General features: G+C 59.9%; 15 protein-coding genes. All 15 read left to right on the top strand.

Annotated features, from left to right (window positions below; genetic code table 11):
- The first annotated feature begins 374 nt into the window (after positions 1-374).
- Positions 375-878: a type VI secretion system contractile sheath small subunit gene (gene tssB, locus BFQ00_RS24705; RefSeq protein ID WP_065935014.1), complete on the top strand. Its 504-nt coding sequence runs from the start codon at positions 375-377 to the stop codon at positions 876-878.
- A 30-nt stretch (positions 879-908) separates the two neighbouring features.
- On the top strand, positions 909-2,387 hold the full coding sequence (gene tssC / locus BFQ00_RS24710; protein WP_065888274.1) for a type VI secretion system contractile sheath large subunit: 1,479 nt from the start codon (positions 909-911) through the stop codon (positions 2,385-2,387).
- Complete coding sequence (gene tssE, locus BFQ00_RS24715; RefSeq protein ID WP_065888273.1) at positions 2,388-2,801, top strand: type VI secretion system baseplate subunit TssE; 414 nt, start codon at positions 2,388-2,390, stop codon at positions 2,799-2,801. It begins immediately after the preceding gene.
- 7 nt (positions 2,802-2,808) lie between these two features.
- Positions 2,809-4,575 (top strand): type VI secretion system baseplate subunit TssF, encoded by a 1,767-nt coding sequence (tssF, locus tag BFQ00_RS24720; protein WP_065888272.1) that lies wholly within the window; start codon positions 2,809-2,811, stop codon positions 4,573-4,575.
- A complete protein-coding gene (gene tssG / locus BFQ00_RS24725; RefSeq protein ID WP_065935015.1) occupies positions 4,539-5,561 on the top strand; it encodes a type VI secretion system baseplate subunit TssG in 1,023 nt (340 codons plus the stop codon). Before tssF ends, tssG begins: the two co-directional genes overlap by 37 nt.
- On the top strand, positions 5,558-6,910 hold the full coding sequence (tssJ, locus tag BFQ00_RS28680) for a type VI secretion system lipoprotein TssJ (RefSeq protein WP_083227426.1): 1,353 nt from the start codon (positions 5,558-5,560) through the stop codon (positions 6,908-6,910). Before tssG ends, tssJ begins: the two co-directional genes overlap by 4 nt.
- Positions 6,911-6,947: 37 nt before the next feature.
- Entirely contained in the window at positions 6,948-8,294 is a 1,347-nt protein-coding gene (gene tssK / locus BFQ00_RS24735; RefSeq protein WP_065888270.1) for a type VI secretion system baseplate subunit TssK, read from the top strand.
- Positions 8,287-9,132: a type IVB secretion system protein IcmH/DotU gene (icmH, locus tag BFQ00_RS24740; RefSeq protein WP_065935016.1), complete on the top strand. Its 846-nt coding sequence runs from the start codon at positions 8,287-8,289 to the stop codon at positions 9,130-9,132. The genes tssK and icmH overlap by 8 nt, the downstream gene beginning before the upstream one ends.
- Positions 9,133-9,235: 103 nt before the next feature.
- The gene (locus BFQ00_RS24745; RefSeq protein WP_065888268.1) at positions 9,236-9,757 is read left to right on the top strand and encodes an Hcp family type VI secretion system effector; all 522 of its coding nucleotides are present in this window, start codon (positions 9,236-9,238) and stop codon (positions 9,755-9,757) included.
- A gap of 74 nt (positions 9,758-9,831) precedes the next feature.
- Entirely contained in the window at positions 9,832-10,089 is a 258-nt protein-coding gene (locus BFQ00_RS24750; RefSeq protein WP_065888267.1) for a PAAR domain-containing protein, read from the top strand.
- Positions 10,090-10,116: 27 nt separating this feature from the next.
- On the top strand, positions 10,117-12,147 hold the full coding sequence (locus BFQ00_RS24755) for a type VI secretion system Vgr family protein (protein ID WP_065935017.1): 2,031 nt from the start codon (positions 10,117-10,119) through the stop codon (positions 12,145-12,147).
- Positions 12,144-13,079 (top strand): hypothetical protein, encoded by a 936-nt coding sequence (locus BFQ00_RS29455; protein WP_065935018.1) that lies wholly within the window; start codon positions 12,144-12,146, stop codon positions 13,077-13,079. The genes BFQ00_RS24755 and BFQ00_RS29455 overlap by 4 nt, the downstream gene beginning before the upstream one ends.
- Complete coding sequence (locus BFQ00_RS24765; RefSeq protein WP_065935019.1) at positions 13,076-16,363, top strand: T6SS effector BTH_I2691 family protein; 3,288 nt, start codon at positions 13,076-13,078, stop codon at positions 16,361-16,363. Before BFQ00_RS29455 ends, BFQ00_RS24765 begins: the two co-directional genes overlap by 4 nt.
- Positions 16,364-16,523: 160 nt before the next feature.
- Complete coding sequence (locus BFQ00_RS30555) at positions 16,524-17,327, top strand: DUF6708 domain-containing protein (protein WP_371914209.1); 804 nt, start codon at positions 16,524-16,526, stop codon at positions 17,325-17,327.
- An 84-nt stretch (positions 17,328-17,411) separates the two neighbouring features.
- Positions 17,412-17,920 (top strand): DUF6708 domain-containing protein (locus BFQ00_RS29720; RefSeq protein WP_371914210.1); only part of this gene is annotated, 509 nt, incomplete at its 3' end.

The raw sequence follows: 17,920 nt of genomic DNA on the forward strand, positions 1-17,920 counted from the left end.
AGTGCCGTACATATGCCCCCGATCCAACGCCAACGTTGCCTTCCTTCGCGCATCAACGCCTCCCGGCTTTTATTTAAATTCAACCTTTACTATTGCAATGAAAACCAATCATCGAAAACAGCAACTTAGCGTGAACTTATAAATAACCATCAGGCAAGCCAGAGGCCTCATTTTTCTGCAAAACCCTCAAATATCAGACGCACCCCTCAGATAACAAAACCAATCAGCGTATGAATTTTCCTCATAGCAACAAACACTTTAAACATGGAATTTTCTTACATCCAAGGACCACGAAACGAATCGACTTTGTCTGACATGACTTTTTATGAGACATCGGATTTTAATAGCACCACCTTAAAAAAAGGACTTTTCCCATGGCAAACAACCAAAGTTCTGTCGCACCCAAAGAACGCATCAACATCAAATACGTACCCGCCACAGGCGACCAACAAGCTGAAGTCGAGTTACCGCTGAAGTTATTGATCACGGGCGACTTCAAAGGCCACGGTGAACTAAGCGCCATTGAAGACAGACCTTCCATTCGAATAGACAAAGACACCTTCAATGAAGTCCTGACCAAAGCCGAAGTTGCCTTGGGCATGGCGGTTCCGTCGGTATTGAACAACGATCAGGACTCCGACTTGAATGTGCAGCTCCAATTCAAAAACATTAATGACTTCGGCCCTGACGCCATCGCTCGACAAGTACCCGAACTGAACAAGTTGCTGGAGTTACGCGAAGCCCTGGTCGCGCTCAAAGGCCCGATGGGCAATGTCCCGGCCTTTCGCAAACACCTGCAAAACCTGCTGACCGATGAGACCGCTCGCCAGCGCTTGGCCAGTGAACTGAACCTGGTGCTTGACGCGCCGAACAACTGATCTCTTTTATATCCATATGGAGTCGCCCTCATGCCCAGGGAAAGTGCCGCCGCCCAAGTGCTGGTCATTGATGAACAGCCGTCCTTGCTCGATCAACTGTTGGCCAACACCACCATTCGCCCGTCTCAGGAAGGCTACGCCGTCGCCCGCCAAGGTGTGGCTGCGTTCATCAGCGAAATCCTGCAAAGCGGCGATCACCAGCAGCCGGTCAACAAGCACCGCGTCGACCAGATGATTGCCGAAATCGACCGCGCTTTGGGTAAGCAGATGGACGTGATCCTGCATCAGCCGCAGTTCCAGCAACTGGAATCGGCCTGGCGCGGGCTGAAGCTGCTGGTGGATCGCACTGACTTTCGCGAGAACATCAAGCTGGAAATGCTGCACGTCACCAAAGAGGAGCTGCTGGACGACTTCGACAATGCCGGCGACATCACCCGCAGCGGCTTGTACAAGCACGTCTACACCGCCGGCTATGGCCAGTTCGGTGGTGAGCCGGTGGGCGCCATTGTCGGCAACTACACCTTTGGTCCCAGCTCGCCGGACATCAAGTTGCTCAGCTATGTAGCCTCCATCGGCGCCATGTCCCATGCACCGTTTGTGTCGGCTGCGGGCCCCGAGTTGTTCAATCTGGAAGGCTTCCAGGGTCTGCCCGACCTCAAGGAAATCAGCGATATCTTCGACGGTCCCCGCCACACGAAATGGCGCGGCTTGCGCGAATCCGAAGACGCCCGCCACCTTGCACTGACCCTGCCGCGCTTTTTGCTGCGCACGCCCTATAGCACCGAAGACAATTCGGCCCGCAGCTTCGGCTACGACGAAGCCGTCGACGGCAACCACGACAATTACCTGTGGGGCAATACTGCATTCCTGATGGCTTCGCGTATCACCGACAGCTTCGCCCGCTACCGCTGGTGCCCGAACATCATCGGCCCGCAATCCGGCGGCGCGGTGGATGACCTGCCGGTGCACCTGTATGAATCCCTGGGCCAATTGCAGGCCAAGATTCCGACCGAAGTGCTGATCTCCGACCGCAAGGAATTCGAGCTGGCCGAAGCCGGTTTTATCCCGCTGACCATGCGCAAGGACAGCGACAACGCCGCGTTCTTCTCCGCCAACTCGGTACAAAAACCGAAGAACTTCCCCAAGACCCGCGAAGGCCAGGAAGCCCAGACCAACTACAAGCTCGGCACCCAGTTGCCGTACCTGTTTATCGTCAATCGCCTGGCCCACTACATCAAGGTGCTGCAACGCGAACAGATCGGCAGTTGGAAGGAACGCCAGGACCTGGAGCGCGAGCTGAACGACTGGCTCAAGCAGTACATCGCCGACCAGGAAAACCCTTCTTCCGACGTGCGCAGCCGTCGCCCCTTGCGCGCCGCAAAAGTCGTGGTGCAGGACGTGGAAGGCAATCCAGGCTGGTACCAGGTGTCGTTGGCCGTGCGCCCGCACTTCAAGTACATGGGCGCCAACTTCGAGATCTCACTGGTCGGTCGGCTGGACACCCAGTAAATGGGCGCCAGCCTGTTCGAACGCCTGGAACCCGACGCACCGCGCTACCGCCCCGGCAGCGCGGATGAACAGGCGCGCCAGCGGGTCGAGGCGATCAAACGCCACTTGGAACAGGTGCTCAACTCACGCCAGGGCTGCTCGCAAAGCAGCCCTGAACTGGGCCTGCGCGATTTCAACGGCGTCACCCAGACCAGCAGCGATCTGGTGGTGGCCATCAGCGCCGATATCCGGCGTTCGGTGGAAGCCTTTGAACCGCGTATCAAGGTCACGGGCGTGCGCTTTCAGCCCGACCCGGACCTGCCGCTGGAGCTGAACTTTCGCCTGGATTGTCAGGTGCGGGTCAACCACAAGGAAGAACAGGTGCAGATCGAGGTGGCCATGCACGGCCGCGACGGCTACACCCGCGTGCGATGAGGATGCAATGGACTTGAAACAACGCTTTGCCGAGGAGTTGCGCTACCTGCGCGAACTCGGTCGCGAGTTTGCCGAGGATAACCCGCAGCTGGCGCAATTTCTCGGCGATCAGGCCGGCGACCCGGACGTGGAACGGTTGCTGGAAGGCTTTGCCTTCCTCACCGCCAAGCTGGGCATGAAGATCGACGACGATTTGCCGGAGCTGACCCACCCGCTACTGCAGATGCTTTGGCCCAATTACCTGCGGCCGTTGCCCAGCGCAACCATCATCCGCTTCGCGCCACTGCCCAATGCGATCAGTCAACGCAAAGTGATTCCCAAAGGGACGCGGTTGTTTGCCAACCCCGTGGACGGCGTCTCCTGCGAGTTTCGTACCTGCACCGACGTCAACCTGTACCCGTTGGCATTGCACGAAGTCAGCGATGCCCACAGCCGCGAAGCCTCGACACTGCGCATCGACCTCAACGTGTTGACCCAACAACCGCTCGACAGCCTTGAATGCGACCAGTTGGACTTTCACTTGGGCGGCGACAATGCCACCGCTCTGACGTTGTATCTGTGGCTGGCCCATTACCTCAAAAGCGTCACGTTGTACGTCAACAACACGCCTTATCGCCTGAACTCCGACGAGCTGGGCTTTCCAGGCTTCACTCCCGAAGAGGCATTGCTGCCCTACCCGCGCAACGTGTTCGATGGCTACCGTATCCTGCAGGAATACTTTGTGTTCCCGCAGCGGTTCCACTTTTTCAGCCTGACCCGACTTGCCAAGGTCTGGCCGGCCGTCAGCACTGGGCAGATTCGCTTCGAGTTTCAGTTCTCCCGGCCGATGCCGGTCAATACGCATTTGCGTACATCGGACCTTCACCTGTTCTGTGCGCCGGCGGTCAATCTGTTTCGCCACGATGCCGAGCCCATCATGCTGGATGGACGCAGCCAGGAACGCCGTATCAGCCCCACGGGCAACCGCCATGATGCTTATGAAATTTTCAGTGTCGACCACGTGGCCGGCTGGGACGCCGCCGACAAGGAGCGCAAGGGTGATCCATTGCGGCGCTTCACCCCATTCGAGTCGTTCCAGCATGAGATTGAGCACGCGCGGGGCCGCACGGCACTGTATTTCCGCACGCATATCGAAGAGTCCCACGGGCGCGAGGGCTTGCGTCATCGCATCGCTTTCGTGCGCGGCGATGAAAGCCTGTACATCGGCGAGCATGAAGCAGCGTCCATCGAGCTGACCTGCACCAACCGCGACCTGCCGCCGTTGTTGGGCGTGGGTGATGTGTCGCTGTCCACCGAGGCCACCCCGTCGTTTGCCACCTACACCAACCTGATCGCGCCGACTCGAAGCTACCGGCCGGTGCTGGATGCCAGCCTGCACTGGACGCTGATTTCCAACCTGTCGCTGAACTACCTGTCGTTGCTGTCGGCCGAGCCGCTCAAGGCGGTCATCCGCGCCTATGACTTTGCCGCCCTGCACGACCTGCAACAGGCCCGCGCCACACGCAAACGCCTCAATGGCATCCACGACGCCGTGACCACCCCCATCGACTGGCTAATGAAGGGCCAGCCGGTACGTGGCGTGCAGACGCGTTTGCAACTGGACCAGAACGCCTTCCTCTGCGAGGGGGAGTTGTACCTGTTCGCCAGTGTGCTTTCGCACTTCTTCGCCCTCTACGCGAGCATTAACTCCTTCCATCGCCTGGAAGTGATCAATACCACTAACAACGAGCGCTACGAATGGCCACTGTTGAGCGGCAGACAACCCGTGATCTAGCCAATGTGCTGCTGGCCGACGCACGGAACTATTCGTTTCACCGTCTGCTGGAGCATCTGCACGCTTTACACGGTGATGACCTTGAGGCGCAGCCCTTGAGTGCGGCGGCGCGCTGTCGAGTACGCCTGCAAAGCCATGCGGGGTTGGGCTTTCCGGCCTCCGACGTGGTCGAGGCGGCACGCATTGAGGAGGACCGCGAAGACGTGCGCTATCGCTTGCAGACCCGCTTCCTTGGCCTGCACGGCACCGACTCGCCACTGCCCGGCTATTACCTTGATCGCCTGGCCTACGAGCAAGCCCAGGAACGTGGGATTCGCCCGGCGTTCATGGATTTTTTCAACCATCGCCTGCTGACCCTGCTGCACACCAGCTGGCGCAAGTACCGCTACTACATCCGCTTTCAGGCCGAGGCCAGCGACCGCTTTTCGCGCTACGTCTTCTCCATGGTCGGGCTGAACGACAACGACCTGCGCGGTGCGACACCGCTGCCGTGGGGTCGCCTGCTGAGCTTTGCCGGGTTGATTGCCAACCGCAGCCGCTCGCCGTCAGTGGTATCCGGCATTGTCGAGCATTGCTTCGATTTGTACGGCGTATACATCCGTGAATTCGAGGTGCGTTCGGTGAACTTACCGCAGCGCCAGCGCCTGGCGTTGGGCAAGGCCAACGGCACCCTGGGCAGCAACTTTGTGGTGGGTGACCGCAGCAAGACCCGCGCCAGCAAATTCACCTTAGTGATTCCCAACTTGACCCAGGCACGCTTTCGGCAGTTTTTGCCCAGCGGCGATCAGTTCGCGCGACTGCGTCAGTTGATGGATTTTCTGCTGCGCGATGCCACCGCCTACGACCTGGAACTGGGGCTGCGCGAAGAAGATGTACCGCCGTTCAACCTGCAACGCGCCAGCGGTACCCACCTGGGCTGGACCAGCTTTATCGAAGATCAGGAACAACGTCATCCCGCCGTGGTGCGGATTCGGGGGCGTGCATGAAGCTGACCCTGGTTATCAACAATCCTGCGCAGTTGTTGCACGGGTATTTGCCTCTTCACCGGTTTGGCCCACAGGGCGGCAGCATCGGCAGTGCCGCAGTGGACTGGCGCCTGGAGGATCGCCACAACAGCGTACGCCCCAACCACTGCGACATCCGCGTCGTCGAAGGGCGCTTCTGCGTGATCGACCGCAGCGGTAGAACCTACGTCAACGGTCACGACCTGCCGCTTGAGCGCCATGTTGCGATAAGCCTCAACGACGGTGATCGGTTACAGATTGGTGCCTATCAGGTCGCGGTGCAGTTGGGCGAACACGCCCCCGGACAGCCTTCGCTCGATGAGCTTCTCGGCGACCATCCTCAGGGCATGCACATGTGGCACCAGGAAGACCTGTCGAGTCGGGCACCGGCGGATAGGCGACCTGGCACTTGCCCGGAGTTCGAGCGTCTTTGCCAGCCCGTGGATTTGACGGAGCAAGGCGATCCGCTGCGAGCACTGGAAGCAGCACCACCTTCAAAAAAGCAGCCGCCTGAAGTTCGCTCAATCGTTCCAAAACGTCCCAGCACTCTGTTCAGCAACCTGCGCCTGGGCACCCTGTTGCTGGCCTGCCTGACCCACGGCGGCTGCACAATGCTCGGCAAGATCGGCCAGGTGATCTGGACGCCCTCCATCCCGGTCGGCGGCCCCGACGATCAGCCCAGCCGCTACTCCCTGAGCCTGTACGCCAGCGACAACGTCAATCCGCGCCTGATCAGCACCGGCACGGCACTGGATGAAGACGCGAGCCGCTCGCCCTACACCCTCAACGTGCAGGCAACCAGCCCGCAAGCCCTGACGGACAAAGTACAAACCCTGCTCAGTCACCTTTACGAAAGCGTTCCGGCCCAGTCGTCATTGAGCGAGGCACCAGCCCCCGTCGTGCCGATGTCGCCCATCGAAGACGCGCTGCTGGGCGACTACGACGCTCAGGGCGTGAGCCTGACCACGCCCTGGGGCAACCCGGCGCTGGACCTCGTCGCCACGCCCATCGCCTTTAAAGTCTTGCAGCTGACCGACGACTCGCTGCTGGTCAACGCCAGCCCGCAAGCCATGGCCGACGACTTGAAAAAGACCTTGGGCAGCACCTACATCCGCGCCGACGACTACCTGCTCAACCCCGGCCAATTCAAGTTCATCGACCTGCGCGCCCTGGATGAAGACACCCGTTTTATCGCGGTGATCGCCAACTACCACAGCACTGATGTCGGCCAGTGGAAACAACGCCTGCGCGTCGAGCCCAGGGGCCGCCAGTACGCCGTGCTGGTGCAGTTGGATACCGCCCAGGTCAGCCTCAAAGGAGAAACCCGATGATGCCTTTTTCAGCCGCCTTTGCCTCGAGTAACCCCTGATGAGTTCACGCAACCCCGTCATCTGGCATGAAGGTTTGTTCGTCAAACCCCAGCATTTCCAGCAACAGGCCCGCGCCGCCGAAGCCGTCTTGCACCAGCGCCTGCACAGCCTCAACGACGCCCTTTACGGCTTCAGCGAACTGGCGTTGAACGACGAATACCTGAGCTTCGGCAAAATCGCCATTATCCGGGCACGCGGGATCATGCCCGACGGCAGCATCTTCGACATTCCCCACGACCTGCCACCGCCCTCCCCGCTGGAGATCGCTGACAGCGGCGCGGTCGGCCAGATCGTCTATTTGGCCCTGCCATTGCGTTCCAACGGTGCCCTCGAGGTGCGCTGGCCCGACCAGTACGGCAACAGCCGCTACATCGCCCGCCGCGAGGAAATCCGCGACACCCACAGCGATGACGGCGATCAGATCGGTATGGACCTGGCCGTACCCAACCTGCAACTGATGCTCGAACGCAGCGACCGCAGCGCCTTCACCGGCATTGCCCTGGGCAGGATCAAAGACAAACGCCCGGACGGCAGCCTGGTGATGGACGAGCATTTCTATCCCACCAGCCTGTCCCTGCAAGCGGTGCCAGCCTTGCACCGCTACCTGGGTGAAGTCGCCGGGCTGATGCGTGAGCGCGCCAAAAACCTGGCCCAGCGAATTGGCTCACCGGGGCAGTCGGGGGTGGCTGACGTCACCGACTTCAACCTGCTGCAAACCCTCAACCGCTTGTTCCCGTTGTTCCAGCACCTGGCCCGGCAACGTCAGGTCCACCCGGAGCGGTTGTACATCGCACTCGCCCAGGCCTGCGGTGAACTGGTGACCTTTACCGACGAAGGCCACCTGCCCCAGGAATACCCGGCCTACCAGCACGACAACCTGCGTGAATCGTTCCAGATGCTGGAACACACACTGCGCCGTGCCCTGGGCACCGTGCTGCAACCACGCGCGGTGTCGCTGCCGATCGTCGATCAGCAGTACGGCGTGCGCAGCGCCGCATTGAACGACAAGCGTCTGCTGGACAACGCCGAATTCATTCTGGCCGTGCGCGCCGAACTGCCCGCCGAGACCCTGCGTCAGCAACTGCCCAGGCAGATCAAGATCACCTCCACCGAAGGCCTTGAACAACTGGTCAGCCTGCAACTGCCGGGCATTCCACTGCGGCCGCTGCCTGTGGCGCCGCGGCACCTGCCGTTCCATGCCGGCTTCAGCTACTTCGAACTCGACCGCCATCACCCTGCCTGGCAAAGCCTGAGCAGCGGCAGCGGGTTCGGTTTCCATATTGCCGGTGAATTCCCGGAGCTGGAGTTGCAGTTCTGGGCGATCAGGAGTGAAAGAGATGAATAAAGCAACGCCCCCCGAAACCCCGCCACCTGCGGACAACAATCAGCTCTTGAGTTATTTGCAACAGGCGACCGCCAGCGAAGAACCGGACCCCGTTGAGCAGCAGGCCAAGCCAAAGCCGCCGGTGCTGCTCGCCGACCCTGAATTCGATTTGCGCGGTGTGGCCTGGAATCCGCTGTGCGATGCCGCCACGCCACTGATCGGCCTGGTCATCCGTCTGCGCCGACTGGACCACCACGATGACGTACCTGTGCTGTACCAAAGCGTCAGCAACCAGATCACCACGATCATGGAAGAAGTCAGCCAGCTCGACTATGACGCCGGCATGCTCAAGGCCTACTCCTACAGCCTGTGCCTGTTGATTGACGAAGTGGTCATGCGCACCACCTGGGGCCGGCTTTCCAGTTGGAGCGCACGCTCGTTGCTCAGCCAGTTCCACGGGGAAACCCAGGGCGGCGAAAAATTCTTCACCGTCATGAACAACATGATCCCCGAAGCGGCCCGGTATCAGCATGTGCTGGAGTTCATGTACCAGTACCTGATCTCCGGCCTCAAGGGCAAATACGGCGCCCATATCAAGGGCGATGACGAAATACAGAAGATCATCGACCAACTGCACGGCCTGTTGCGCCCCTTGCGCGGCGAGACGCCCAAGCGCCTGACCGACCCGCTGAAAAACGTCGCGCCGCGCAACTACCGGATCAAACGCGCCTTGCCATTGTGGACGCCCTGGGCCATGGCCGCCGTCGTGCTGACGGTCGCCTACACAATCTACTCAATCCGCCTGAACACCATCACCCAGCAGGTGCTGGTGTCGCTGGAGCGAGTGCTTCACCTGTAACCGATTTTCAGCGTGCTCATCCCGAGCGCCTGCGAAGCCATGGCCTCTTGGGCCAAACCCCACGACCTCAGGGTCGTTAAATCATCGCGACAAGGAGCTTGTCATGCCAACACCCGCGTACATCAGCATCCACGGCAAAAACCAGGGCCATATCACCAAGGGTGCCTTCACCGCCGACTCGGTGGGCAACGTTTATGTGGAAGGCCACGAAGACGAAATCCTCGCCCAGGAAATCGACCATCAGATTGGTGCCCCAACCGACCCGCAAAGCGGCCAACCCACCGGACAGCGCGTGCATAAACCGCTGATCTTCACCAGTGCGCTGAACAAAGCTTCTCCACTGCTTTATCAGGCCCTGGCCACCGGCGAAATGCTGCCGACCGTTGAGGTCAAGTGGTTCCGTACCTCCACCGATGGCAAACAGGAACACTTTTTCACCACCAAACTGGAAGAGGCCACCGTCGTCGACATCCACACCGTATTGCCTCACGCCCAGGACAGCGACAACTCCAACTACACCCAATTGATCAAGACCAGCCTGTCTTACCGCAAGGTCAGTTGGAGTCATGTTGTGGCCGGCACTGAAGCTTCGGACGACTGGCGCAAACCCGCTGCAGCGGGTTAAGCGCGCCCATTGGACCGCTGCGGTACGCGCAGCGGCAGGACCTTCACTGACTCAACCAATATTAAGGAGGCTCTATGCCTGCCGTCGTTCTGGTCGGTCACGACCATGATTGCCCGATGTGTGGCCCCACCACGGTTAAAAGCGGTACGCGCAACGTCACCGTCAACGGCCGCGCCGTCGCCCTTGTCGGCGACGCCCTGGGTTGCGGTGCCGTGATTACCAGTGGCTCGCCCTCGATGACCGTCAATGGACAGCCAGTAGCCCGTGTCGGCGATACCACCGATCACGATGGAGAACTGGAAAACGGTGATATCAGCTGGTTGATCGACTGACATTCACACTCTCGACCTGGAGGCCCCATGCCCCGCCAAAGCGACCTGCGTTTCACCTTTGAACCCTTGAAAGGCGACGCCTTCGACGTGGTCTCGTTCACCCTTGAAGAAGGACTGTCCCGGCCGTTCAAACTGGAACTGGAACTGGCCAGCCACAACGCTGCCATCGACTTCAATCGCGTGCTCGATCTGGCGGGGCTCTTTACCCTATGGCGTGGCGACACCCCGGTGCGCTACGTCCACGGGTTGGTCAGTCTGTTCCAACAAGGTGACACCGGCTTTCGCCGCACCCGCTACACCGCCGTGGTCGAACCGGCCTTAAAGCGTTTCGATCTGCGCTCCAACTGGCGCATTTTCCAGAGCCAGACCGTGCCTGACATCATCACCAGCATGCTGGCCGAGCAGAAACTGACCGACATCCGCAGCGAAATCTGCTTCGAGCACCAACCCCGCGAATACTGCGTACAGGCCGGCGAAACCGACCTCGATTTCATCGCCCGCCTCGCTGCCGAAGAAGGCCTGCTCTATACCTTCGAACACCGCGCCGACGGCCACACGCTCGTCCTCACCGACCGCGTCGGCGGTTTGGGCACCATCGGTACCCACACCGATTGTCAGGTGATCTACCAGCCCATGGGGGGCGGCGACGCCACGGAACCGGCACTGACCCGCTTCCATTACACCGAACAGGTGCGCACCGCCCGCCAGGTACAGCGCGACTACACCTTCACCCACCCGCGCTACAACCAGCAGCACACCGCCACCGGCGACCAGGACCTGAACAACCAGCACAAGGACTACGAACGCTACGACTACCCCGGCCGCTACAAACGCGACATCGCCGGCAAGCCCTTTACCAAGACCCGCCTGACCGCGCTGCGCAACGACGCCAAGCTTGCGCATGTGGCCGGTGACGATGCGCGACTGCAACCGGGGTTGGCGTTCGACCTCAACGAGCATCCCCGCGAGGATTTCAATGATCGCTGGCGCACCATTGCTGTTACCCACGAAGGCAAACAGCACAGCAGCCTGGAGGAGGAAGCATTCGGCAGCGACAGCGGCACTTCCTACGAAATGAAGGCCAGCGCGATCCACTGGATGTCCGACTGGAAAGCGCCGCTGTGCGACAAACCCTGCATCGACGGCCCGCAGATCGCCACCGTAGTCGGCCCGCCAGGGGAAGAGATCTATTGCGATGAATGGGGCCGGGTCAAGGTGCAGTCCCCGTGGGACCGCTCGGACAAAAACAACGACCAGAGTTCGTGCTGGATCCGTGTGGCTCAGGGCTGGGCCGGGGCGACCTGGGGTGCCATGGCCATTCCTCGCGTTGGTCAGGAGCTGGTGATCAGCTACCTAAGCGGCGATCCTGACCAGCCGATCGCCACGGGCCGCACCTACCGCGAGACCAACCTGCCGCCATATGAGCTGCCCAAGCACAAGACGCGGATGACCATCAAGAGCCGTACGCATAAGGGCGAAGGCTTCAATGAGCTGCGTTTTGAGGATGAGCTGGGGCAGGAAGAGGTGTACATCCACGCTGAAAAGGACAAGAACGTCCATATCAAACATGACAACACAACCTTTGTGGGTAATAACCGCAAAGAGGAAGTAGGCAATGATGATCAGATCACAATCGGGAACGACCAGTCCCACGAGATCGGTCGAGACCACACGCTCTCCACCGGACGTGACCATGAGGCAACTATCGGCCGGGATAGCAGTGTGCGGGTCGGCAATAATCGCTACGACACCACCACGGCCAACCACCAAAGCGAAGTGGGCGGTCACAGCCGGCAAACGATCTCGGGGCAACATCGTCTAACTGCCGGCCAGGGCATGCACCACACCACCACGGTCTATCAACTGCAAGCCAGCGAGCGTGTGGTCTTTCAAAGTCCCGGCGGCAGCCTCACGCTGGATGCCCAAGGCATCCACCTCAATGGCGTAGCGATAACCCTACGTGGTCCGGTGAGCTCTACGGCCCCAGGCAATGGCCAAGCCTTGGCGCTGCAGTTGCAACCTGAATCAGGTCAGAGCTGTGTGGAGAAAAGCCGATGACCCCGGCTAGCGTCCAAGCGTTCGTGACCGAACAGCATGCACCCGATGCAACGCTGTACGTGTTACTCGACCTCTTGGCCGACTGCGCCGCAGATGATCCGTTACATATAGAGGCATTGCGTCAAACGCTTGGCAATGACGCCGTCACGCCTCTGCATCGGCCCGATCTAATCCATACGCCGTCGGCCTGCCCAGTGCTGGTGGCCCTCGCCACGCCGGGGACCTCACCGTCGCAAGAACTATTGGCGCTATCCGCCTTACGCGCCCATGAGGATCTGGACCGTTACAAACGTTACATGTGCGGCTGGCTCAGTAGCAGCGCTCCATCCCGAGACCTAAGTGCCCACATCGTGTCGCTCGGACAACTTCCCGTGGAGCAGGGCCGAGCGTTTTTTCCGGTCCATGAGCCCCTTCGCCTGGAGTTGCTGGCTGGCACCTTCCGGAGCAATGAGGGGCCTTGGTGGCCGATCCGTCACTGGCTGGTGCCCACCAGCAGCGGTACCGGCAGCGTTTTGGTGGGCAAACCCGAACATCGCACCGCCATGAGTCCCTGCGCGGCGGCCGTGCAGTTGGACGCCCTCATGGTGTCCTCCTTGCTAAGCAGTTGGCGACGCGCCCTGAGCTTGCCGCTGGTGTATGCCCCGGCCCGCTGGAGCGGCCGTACTGCACTCCCGCCCCAAGCGGCTGCACAGGCCTATATTCAGATCCAGCAAGCCCGCCAGCTTGGGCTCAGCCACCAGGACGACATCCTGACATTAGCCTTGCATCGCCTGATGCTGCATCCGCACCTGCACCAGCACACCGGCGTTCGCGCCTTGATTGAGCAAGCGGTCCAAGGGCAAGCGCCGCTTAGCCAATTGCTGGCCCCCTACAACGACAACGCCTGGCAGCGGGCCGTGTCGGATCTGACCCATGCCGGAGCACTTCAATGACCTTGGGCACTCAACTGAGCATCGCCATAGCCGAAACCGCCGTTTCAAACGATCAATGCAAGGCCTGTCAACGTAAAGGGCTGCCCATCCTGCCATTGCGCCACGCGCTGGTGCCGCGCTCACCGAATGAGCCGGTGCGGCCGGATACCGTGCACATTGGTACGCGCCTGGGCTTACGCACGTTGCGCGCCGGTTACCTGTATGTATTGCTGGATCGCAATATCTGGCAGGCCTATCAGGTCAGCCCGGATGGTTACCTGCGTCAATTCAACCCCTACGCACCTGCCCCTGCCAACGAAACCCCGCTGTCCGATGCTTGCGTCGCGGCCAATCACGACTGCCCCGCATCGTTCCTCAACATCGACACCAGCAAACACACCCAAGCGTGGCTGGCCTTTGCCAATGACCCGTGGCCTGCCAGCGTGCTGGATGCCTACAAGGCCGGTCATGCTTCAGAGCGGTTCCACAAGCTCGACCTTGCCAGTGCACGCGACAACCCCGCCAGTGTTGGCCTGGCCATGACGGATGAAAACCTGCAGGTGGACAAGCAGGTCTACGAATACCAGCGGCACCCGGCGCCCCCATTGTCGCAGCAAGAATCAACGCCAGGATTCGACAGCGTGCATGGTTTCCATAGCCGGGCCCATCGCCTGAGCGCACTGAAGGGCTTCCTGCGCAACGCCATCCCACAGCATCAGCTCCAACAAGGCGTCCTTGCGTTTGTACTGGATGACATTATCGGCCTGGTGCAGGAGCTCAACGACACCCGCAACCGCTGGATCCAGCAGCGACAGACCTGGATGAACGACCCGGACCGGGCTTATCAGTACCAGACCTCTCAGTTACTGCTGGCCATTCGCGAAGTCCACCGTGAGCGGGCAGAAGACCAGACGCTCCTACCGGCCTCCGTCGAGCCCATGACCGGCGATGGCCCACCGGTATTTTCCAGCCCTGAGGCGCAACGCGAGCGGATCGTCCAGAAGCGCACCCTCGCCGCCAACCAGAACCTGGAGGAACGCTACGATGAACAAAGCCGTGCCCTGTTTCACCAACGCTATGAGCAAGAATGGGCGAACTATCAGCGTTACATCGACCAAAGCGCGCACACCTACGCGGCAGCGTGTCGCTCCAGCCGGTTTGTTTGTGTCGAGCAAAATGACTACGACGGCGATGATCGCCCATCAGGACGGGCCTACAGCCAGGCCATGGCGCTGTGCCTGGAAGGTGGTATCAGTGAAGCGCCCGCGACTCAAGATGACGGCCATACCGCCTCCCTGTGGAGTGAATGGCTGAACGACCCACAGAGCCCCATCTACCGTGCCCTTCTCTTGCGCGACAAACGCTTGCTGGCCGACCTGCTGCCCAGTTTCAAGGCGACAGGCGACAGCGACTGGAACGACAGCGAAAAGCTCTACTCCGCCATTACCAAGCTCATCGCCAACGACGACTTCAGGCAGCATGTCCGCCCCCGTGTACAGCACGCCATGGCGCAGCTTCTCGGCGCCCTCAACGCCGCTGCCGCCCGCTTGCAACCATCGCTCGGCCCTGGCGTGGGGCGGGCGGTTTCGCGTCTCAACAGTGCCAGCCAGCTGCTCTACAACGGTATTCATCTGACCGAACTCAAGGTGAAGATGAAGCTAGGTGAATACTACGCCCTGCAATGCGAGCACCTGCGCAACCTGCAACGCAAGGCCGCTGATGCCATCGACCGCACTTGGGAAGGCCTCAAGGATGAGTTGGGCAAAACCGACGATGAGGCCCGCAAGGTGCGCAAACAGGTGCGCCCATTGATTCAGGGCGGCCTGCTCAGCCTGGCGGTGCTGGACCCCAAAATAGCCAACCTCAGCGTGACCCTCAGCGTCTGGGTGGAAGGCCAGGTCACCCAACTGCAGGGCAGCCTGATGCGCCAGGCCAACCTCGGCGTGGATCAGTTAGGTAAAGGTGCCCACGCTGCGCTAGTCGAAATCGCAGCCGGGGTTGGCACCCTGGACCCGCAGGCGCGCAAGGTGTTGCAAGGCATCAAGGTGTACTCGCACCTCGCGGCTGAATGGGTTCGCACTGGCTTTACCGGGCTGCGTGGCGCGGTCGGCAGTAGCGAGTTCTTGATGGCGATGGGCGGGATGTACCTGCTTAGCGACTCGCTGAACAAAAGTCTCAAGGAAGCGGAGAAAGCCATGGGCGAAAAGGCCGTTGAGGCCAGGTTGGCGTTGTATGGCAGTAGTTTGGGGGTGTTGGGTGGAGGGGTGGAAATTATAGGTATTGCACTGGAAAAGGGGGTGGAACGGGTGCAACAGGTCAGCAGCTTGTCTACCCGGGCGATGACTAACGCAACAGCGACTGCACGGATGGGCAACGTATTCGTACGGGCCGGGGGGAGTATTGGTGCTGTGGCGGGGCTGTACGATGCTACGCGAGCGGGGTTTGCTGCTAATCGAACCGCCAAAGCGGGTGATACCTCGGCTGCAGCAGGATATGTCTTCTCTGCCGCTGCTTCAGGTTTCGGAGCTGTCGCAGGTGTTCTAGCCGCAGCATCAGGAAACATGGTTCTGCTGGGGCCGTTGGGTATAGCCATACTGTTCGGACTAGTAGGTTATGCATTTTACAGATGGGCCGAAGACGAAGAGTCAACACGCTTCGACCATTGGGCACGCCGTTGTTATTTCGGAAAACACAACGAAAACCCGCCCATTCATTGGAATAAACCTGAACACGCCGACATCGCCATCGCCGAACTCAATGCCGCGACCATTGGCGTTGAGGCCGGCGTCAACTTCCGCTTGCGAATCGTCGATAGCGGCTCGCATGGCTGGCGCGGCCCCATGGGCAGCGTGGGCGCGCAGGTCCATGAACAGCACCTCGAATATCACCTGGTTCTGCCGTTCTTCGACGCCAACCGGTCGGCCTATCGCTGGTCACTGACGGTTCATCGTCACGGCGACGGCACGGCCAACCAGTACACCGGCGGCGAAGTGTTGGCCGAAGGCGAGTTGAATCCCCCCATCCTGGCAACTGCCGCCAGCGAACGCCGAGCGGCGCTGGCTGTGCCCAAACGCCCGAACAAGCCTGACTACCGGGCCGACAGCACCCTGCCCACGCAGGAAGTTCGCACCGTCTCGTTGGCCGATGCCCGTACCTCGCAGGTCAACGATATCAAAGGCGCGGTCGTACTGTTGCCCGACCGCCGTCGGCACAACATTGAAGCGGCGACCTTGTCGGTAACCTACTGGCCCGATCGCGACATTCACGATGCCTACGCCGAGCTCATCTTGATGGATAGCTTGTAAACCACAGCCTTAGGTGAACTTGGCATGGGCATTTGCCTACTTTTCCCATGGCGACCATCGCTGGCGATCACCAACAGTGTGCCTGCTTATTGGTTGCCTGCTGCCCGCTTGAAACGCCAAAGGTTAAAAGCAGTCCTCAACCCCAACTGGAACTACTCCAATGCTATTCAAAACACCTTTACTCGACAAACCTGCTCCAGGCTGGAAGCGCGATCTTCCGGGGCCAAACGAATCGCCCTCCATTGAACCGTATCCTCCCGTACTATCGAATCCACCCAACCATGTTGATAACGTGTACCTCGAACTGGCGCGTGCCACAGTAAGGACTCGTGGAGTTGGTGTTTGGTTAACTTTTCTTATGTTCTCGCTTGCAATAGTCGCCCTACTTTCTTTGATCGCATACATATTGAAAGAAGGAACCATGCCGCCGCCCATACCCGGTATTGCTTTACTCATGGGTTTTATTGCAGCTCTTTGGGGAGGCGTGTTCATCTGGCGAATGGACGTTGCCCCTCCCCGCGACGAACCCATCCGCTTCAACCGATTCCGACGCAAAGTCTATATATACCGCTTTTACCGCGACGGCCTCAGACCCTTCAGCCGCTCCGCCTGGGGCGTTCGGACCGAAGTCTATGACTGGGATAACCTGCGTGCCGAAGCCTGCAGCGTGTACGGCCCCATGGGCAGTGGCGGCCTCATCGAAACCGTCACCCTCGCCGTGGTGAAACCTGGCACCCANCAGGTAATNGATCGNTTTCATTTCGCCCACGAAATNCAACAAGGCGAAATGTACTGGGCCATGGCCCAACTGTTCATGCAACAAGGCCCGCAAGCCCTGCCCACCTTCCCCCACCCGCCCCGCGATTGGAACAACGAAGACGTGACCTTCAACCTCGCGCGTCGCTTGGCTCCCAAAGTGCGGTGGCCAGCCGAAATAGACCTAGAGTCACGCAGCGCGCCCTGAATAAAAGCCATCACCCGAAGCAGCCTCAATACGACAGGCTGAATATTACAAGCGGCGCTCACTCCGAACTTGGAACAGCTCATCATGGTATTTAAAGCACCTTTACTCGACAAACCTGCTCCTGGCTGGAAGCACGATCTGCCGGGACCAAACGAGTCGCCCTCCAATGAACCGTATCCTCCCGTACTTTCGAATCCGCCCAATCATGTTGACGATGTCTACCTTGAATTGGCACGTACCACAGTAAGGACTCGTGGGGTTGGTGTTTGGATAGCTCCTTTTATATTCCTGATGTCCATGGCTTTTCCGATCAGTTTGATTATGTTTATTGTGACAGAGCAAAGCGCGCGCCCCTTAGTACTGATTTTTTTTGGGCCTATTGGATTTATCACAGGCATATGGCTGGGCGTTTACGCTTGGCGAATGGACGTTGCCCCTCCCCGCGACGAACCCATCCGCTTCAACCGCTTGCGACGCAAAGTCTATGTCTACCGCTTCCACCACGACGGCCTCAGACCCTTCAGCCGCACCGCCTGGGGCGTTCGGACCGAAGTCTATGACTGGGATAACCTGCGTGCCGAAGCCTGCAGCGT

This window comes from Pseudomonas sp. 28 E 9, assembly GCF_900004785.1.
Classification (GTDB): domain Bacteria; phylum Pseudomonadota; class Gammaproteobacteria; order Pseudomonadales; family Pseudomonadaceae; genus Aquipseudomonas; species Aquipseudomonas orientalis_A.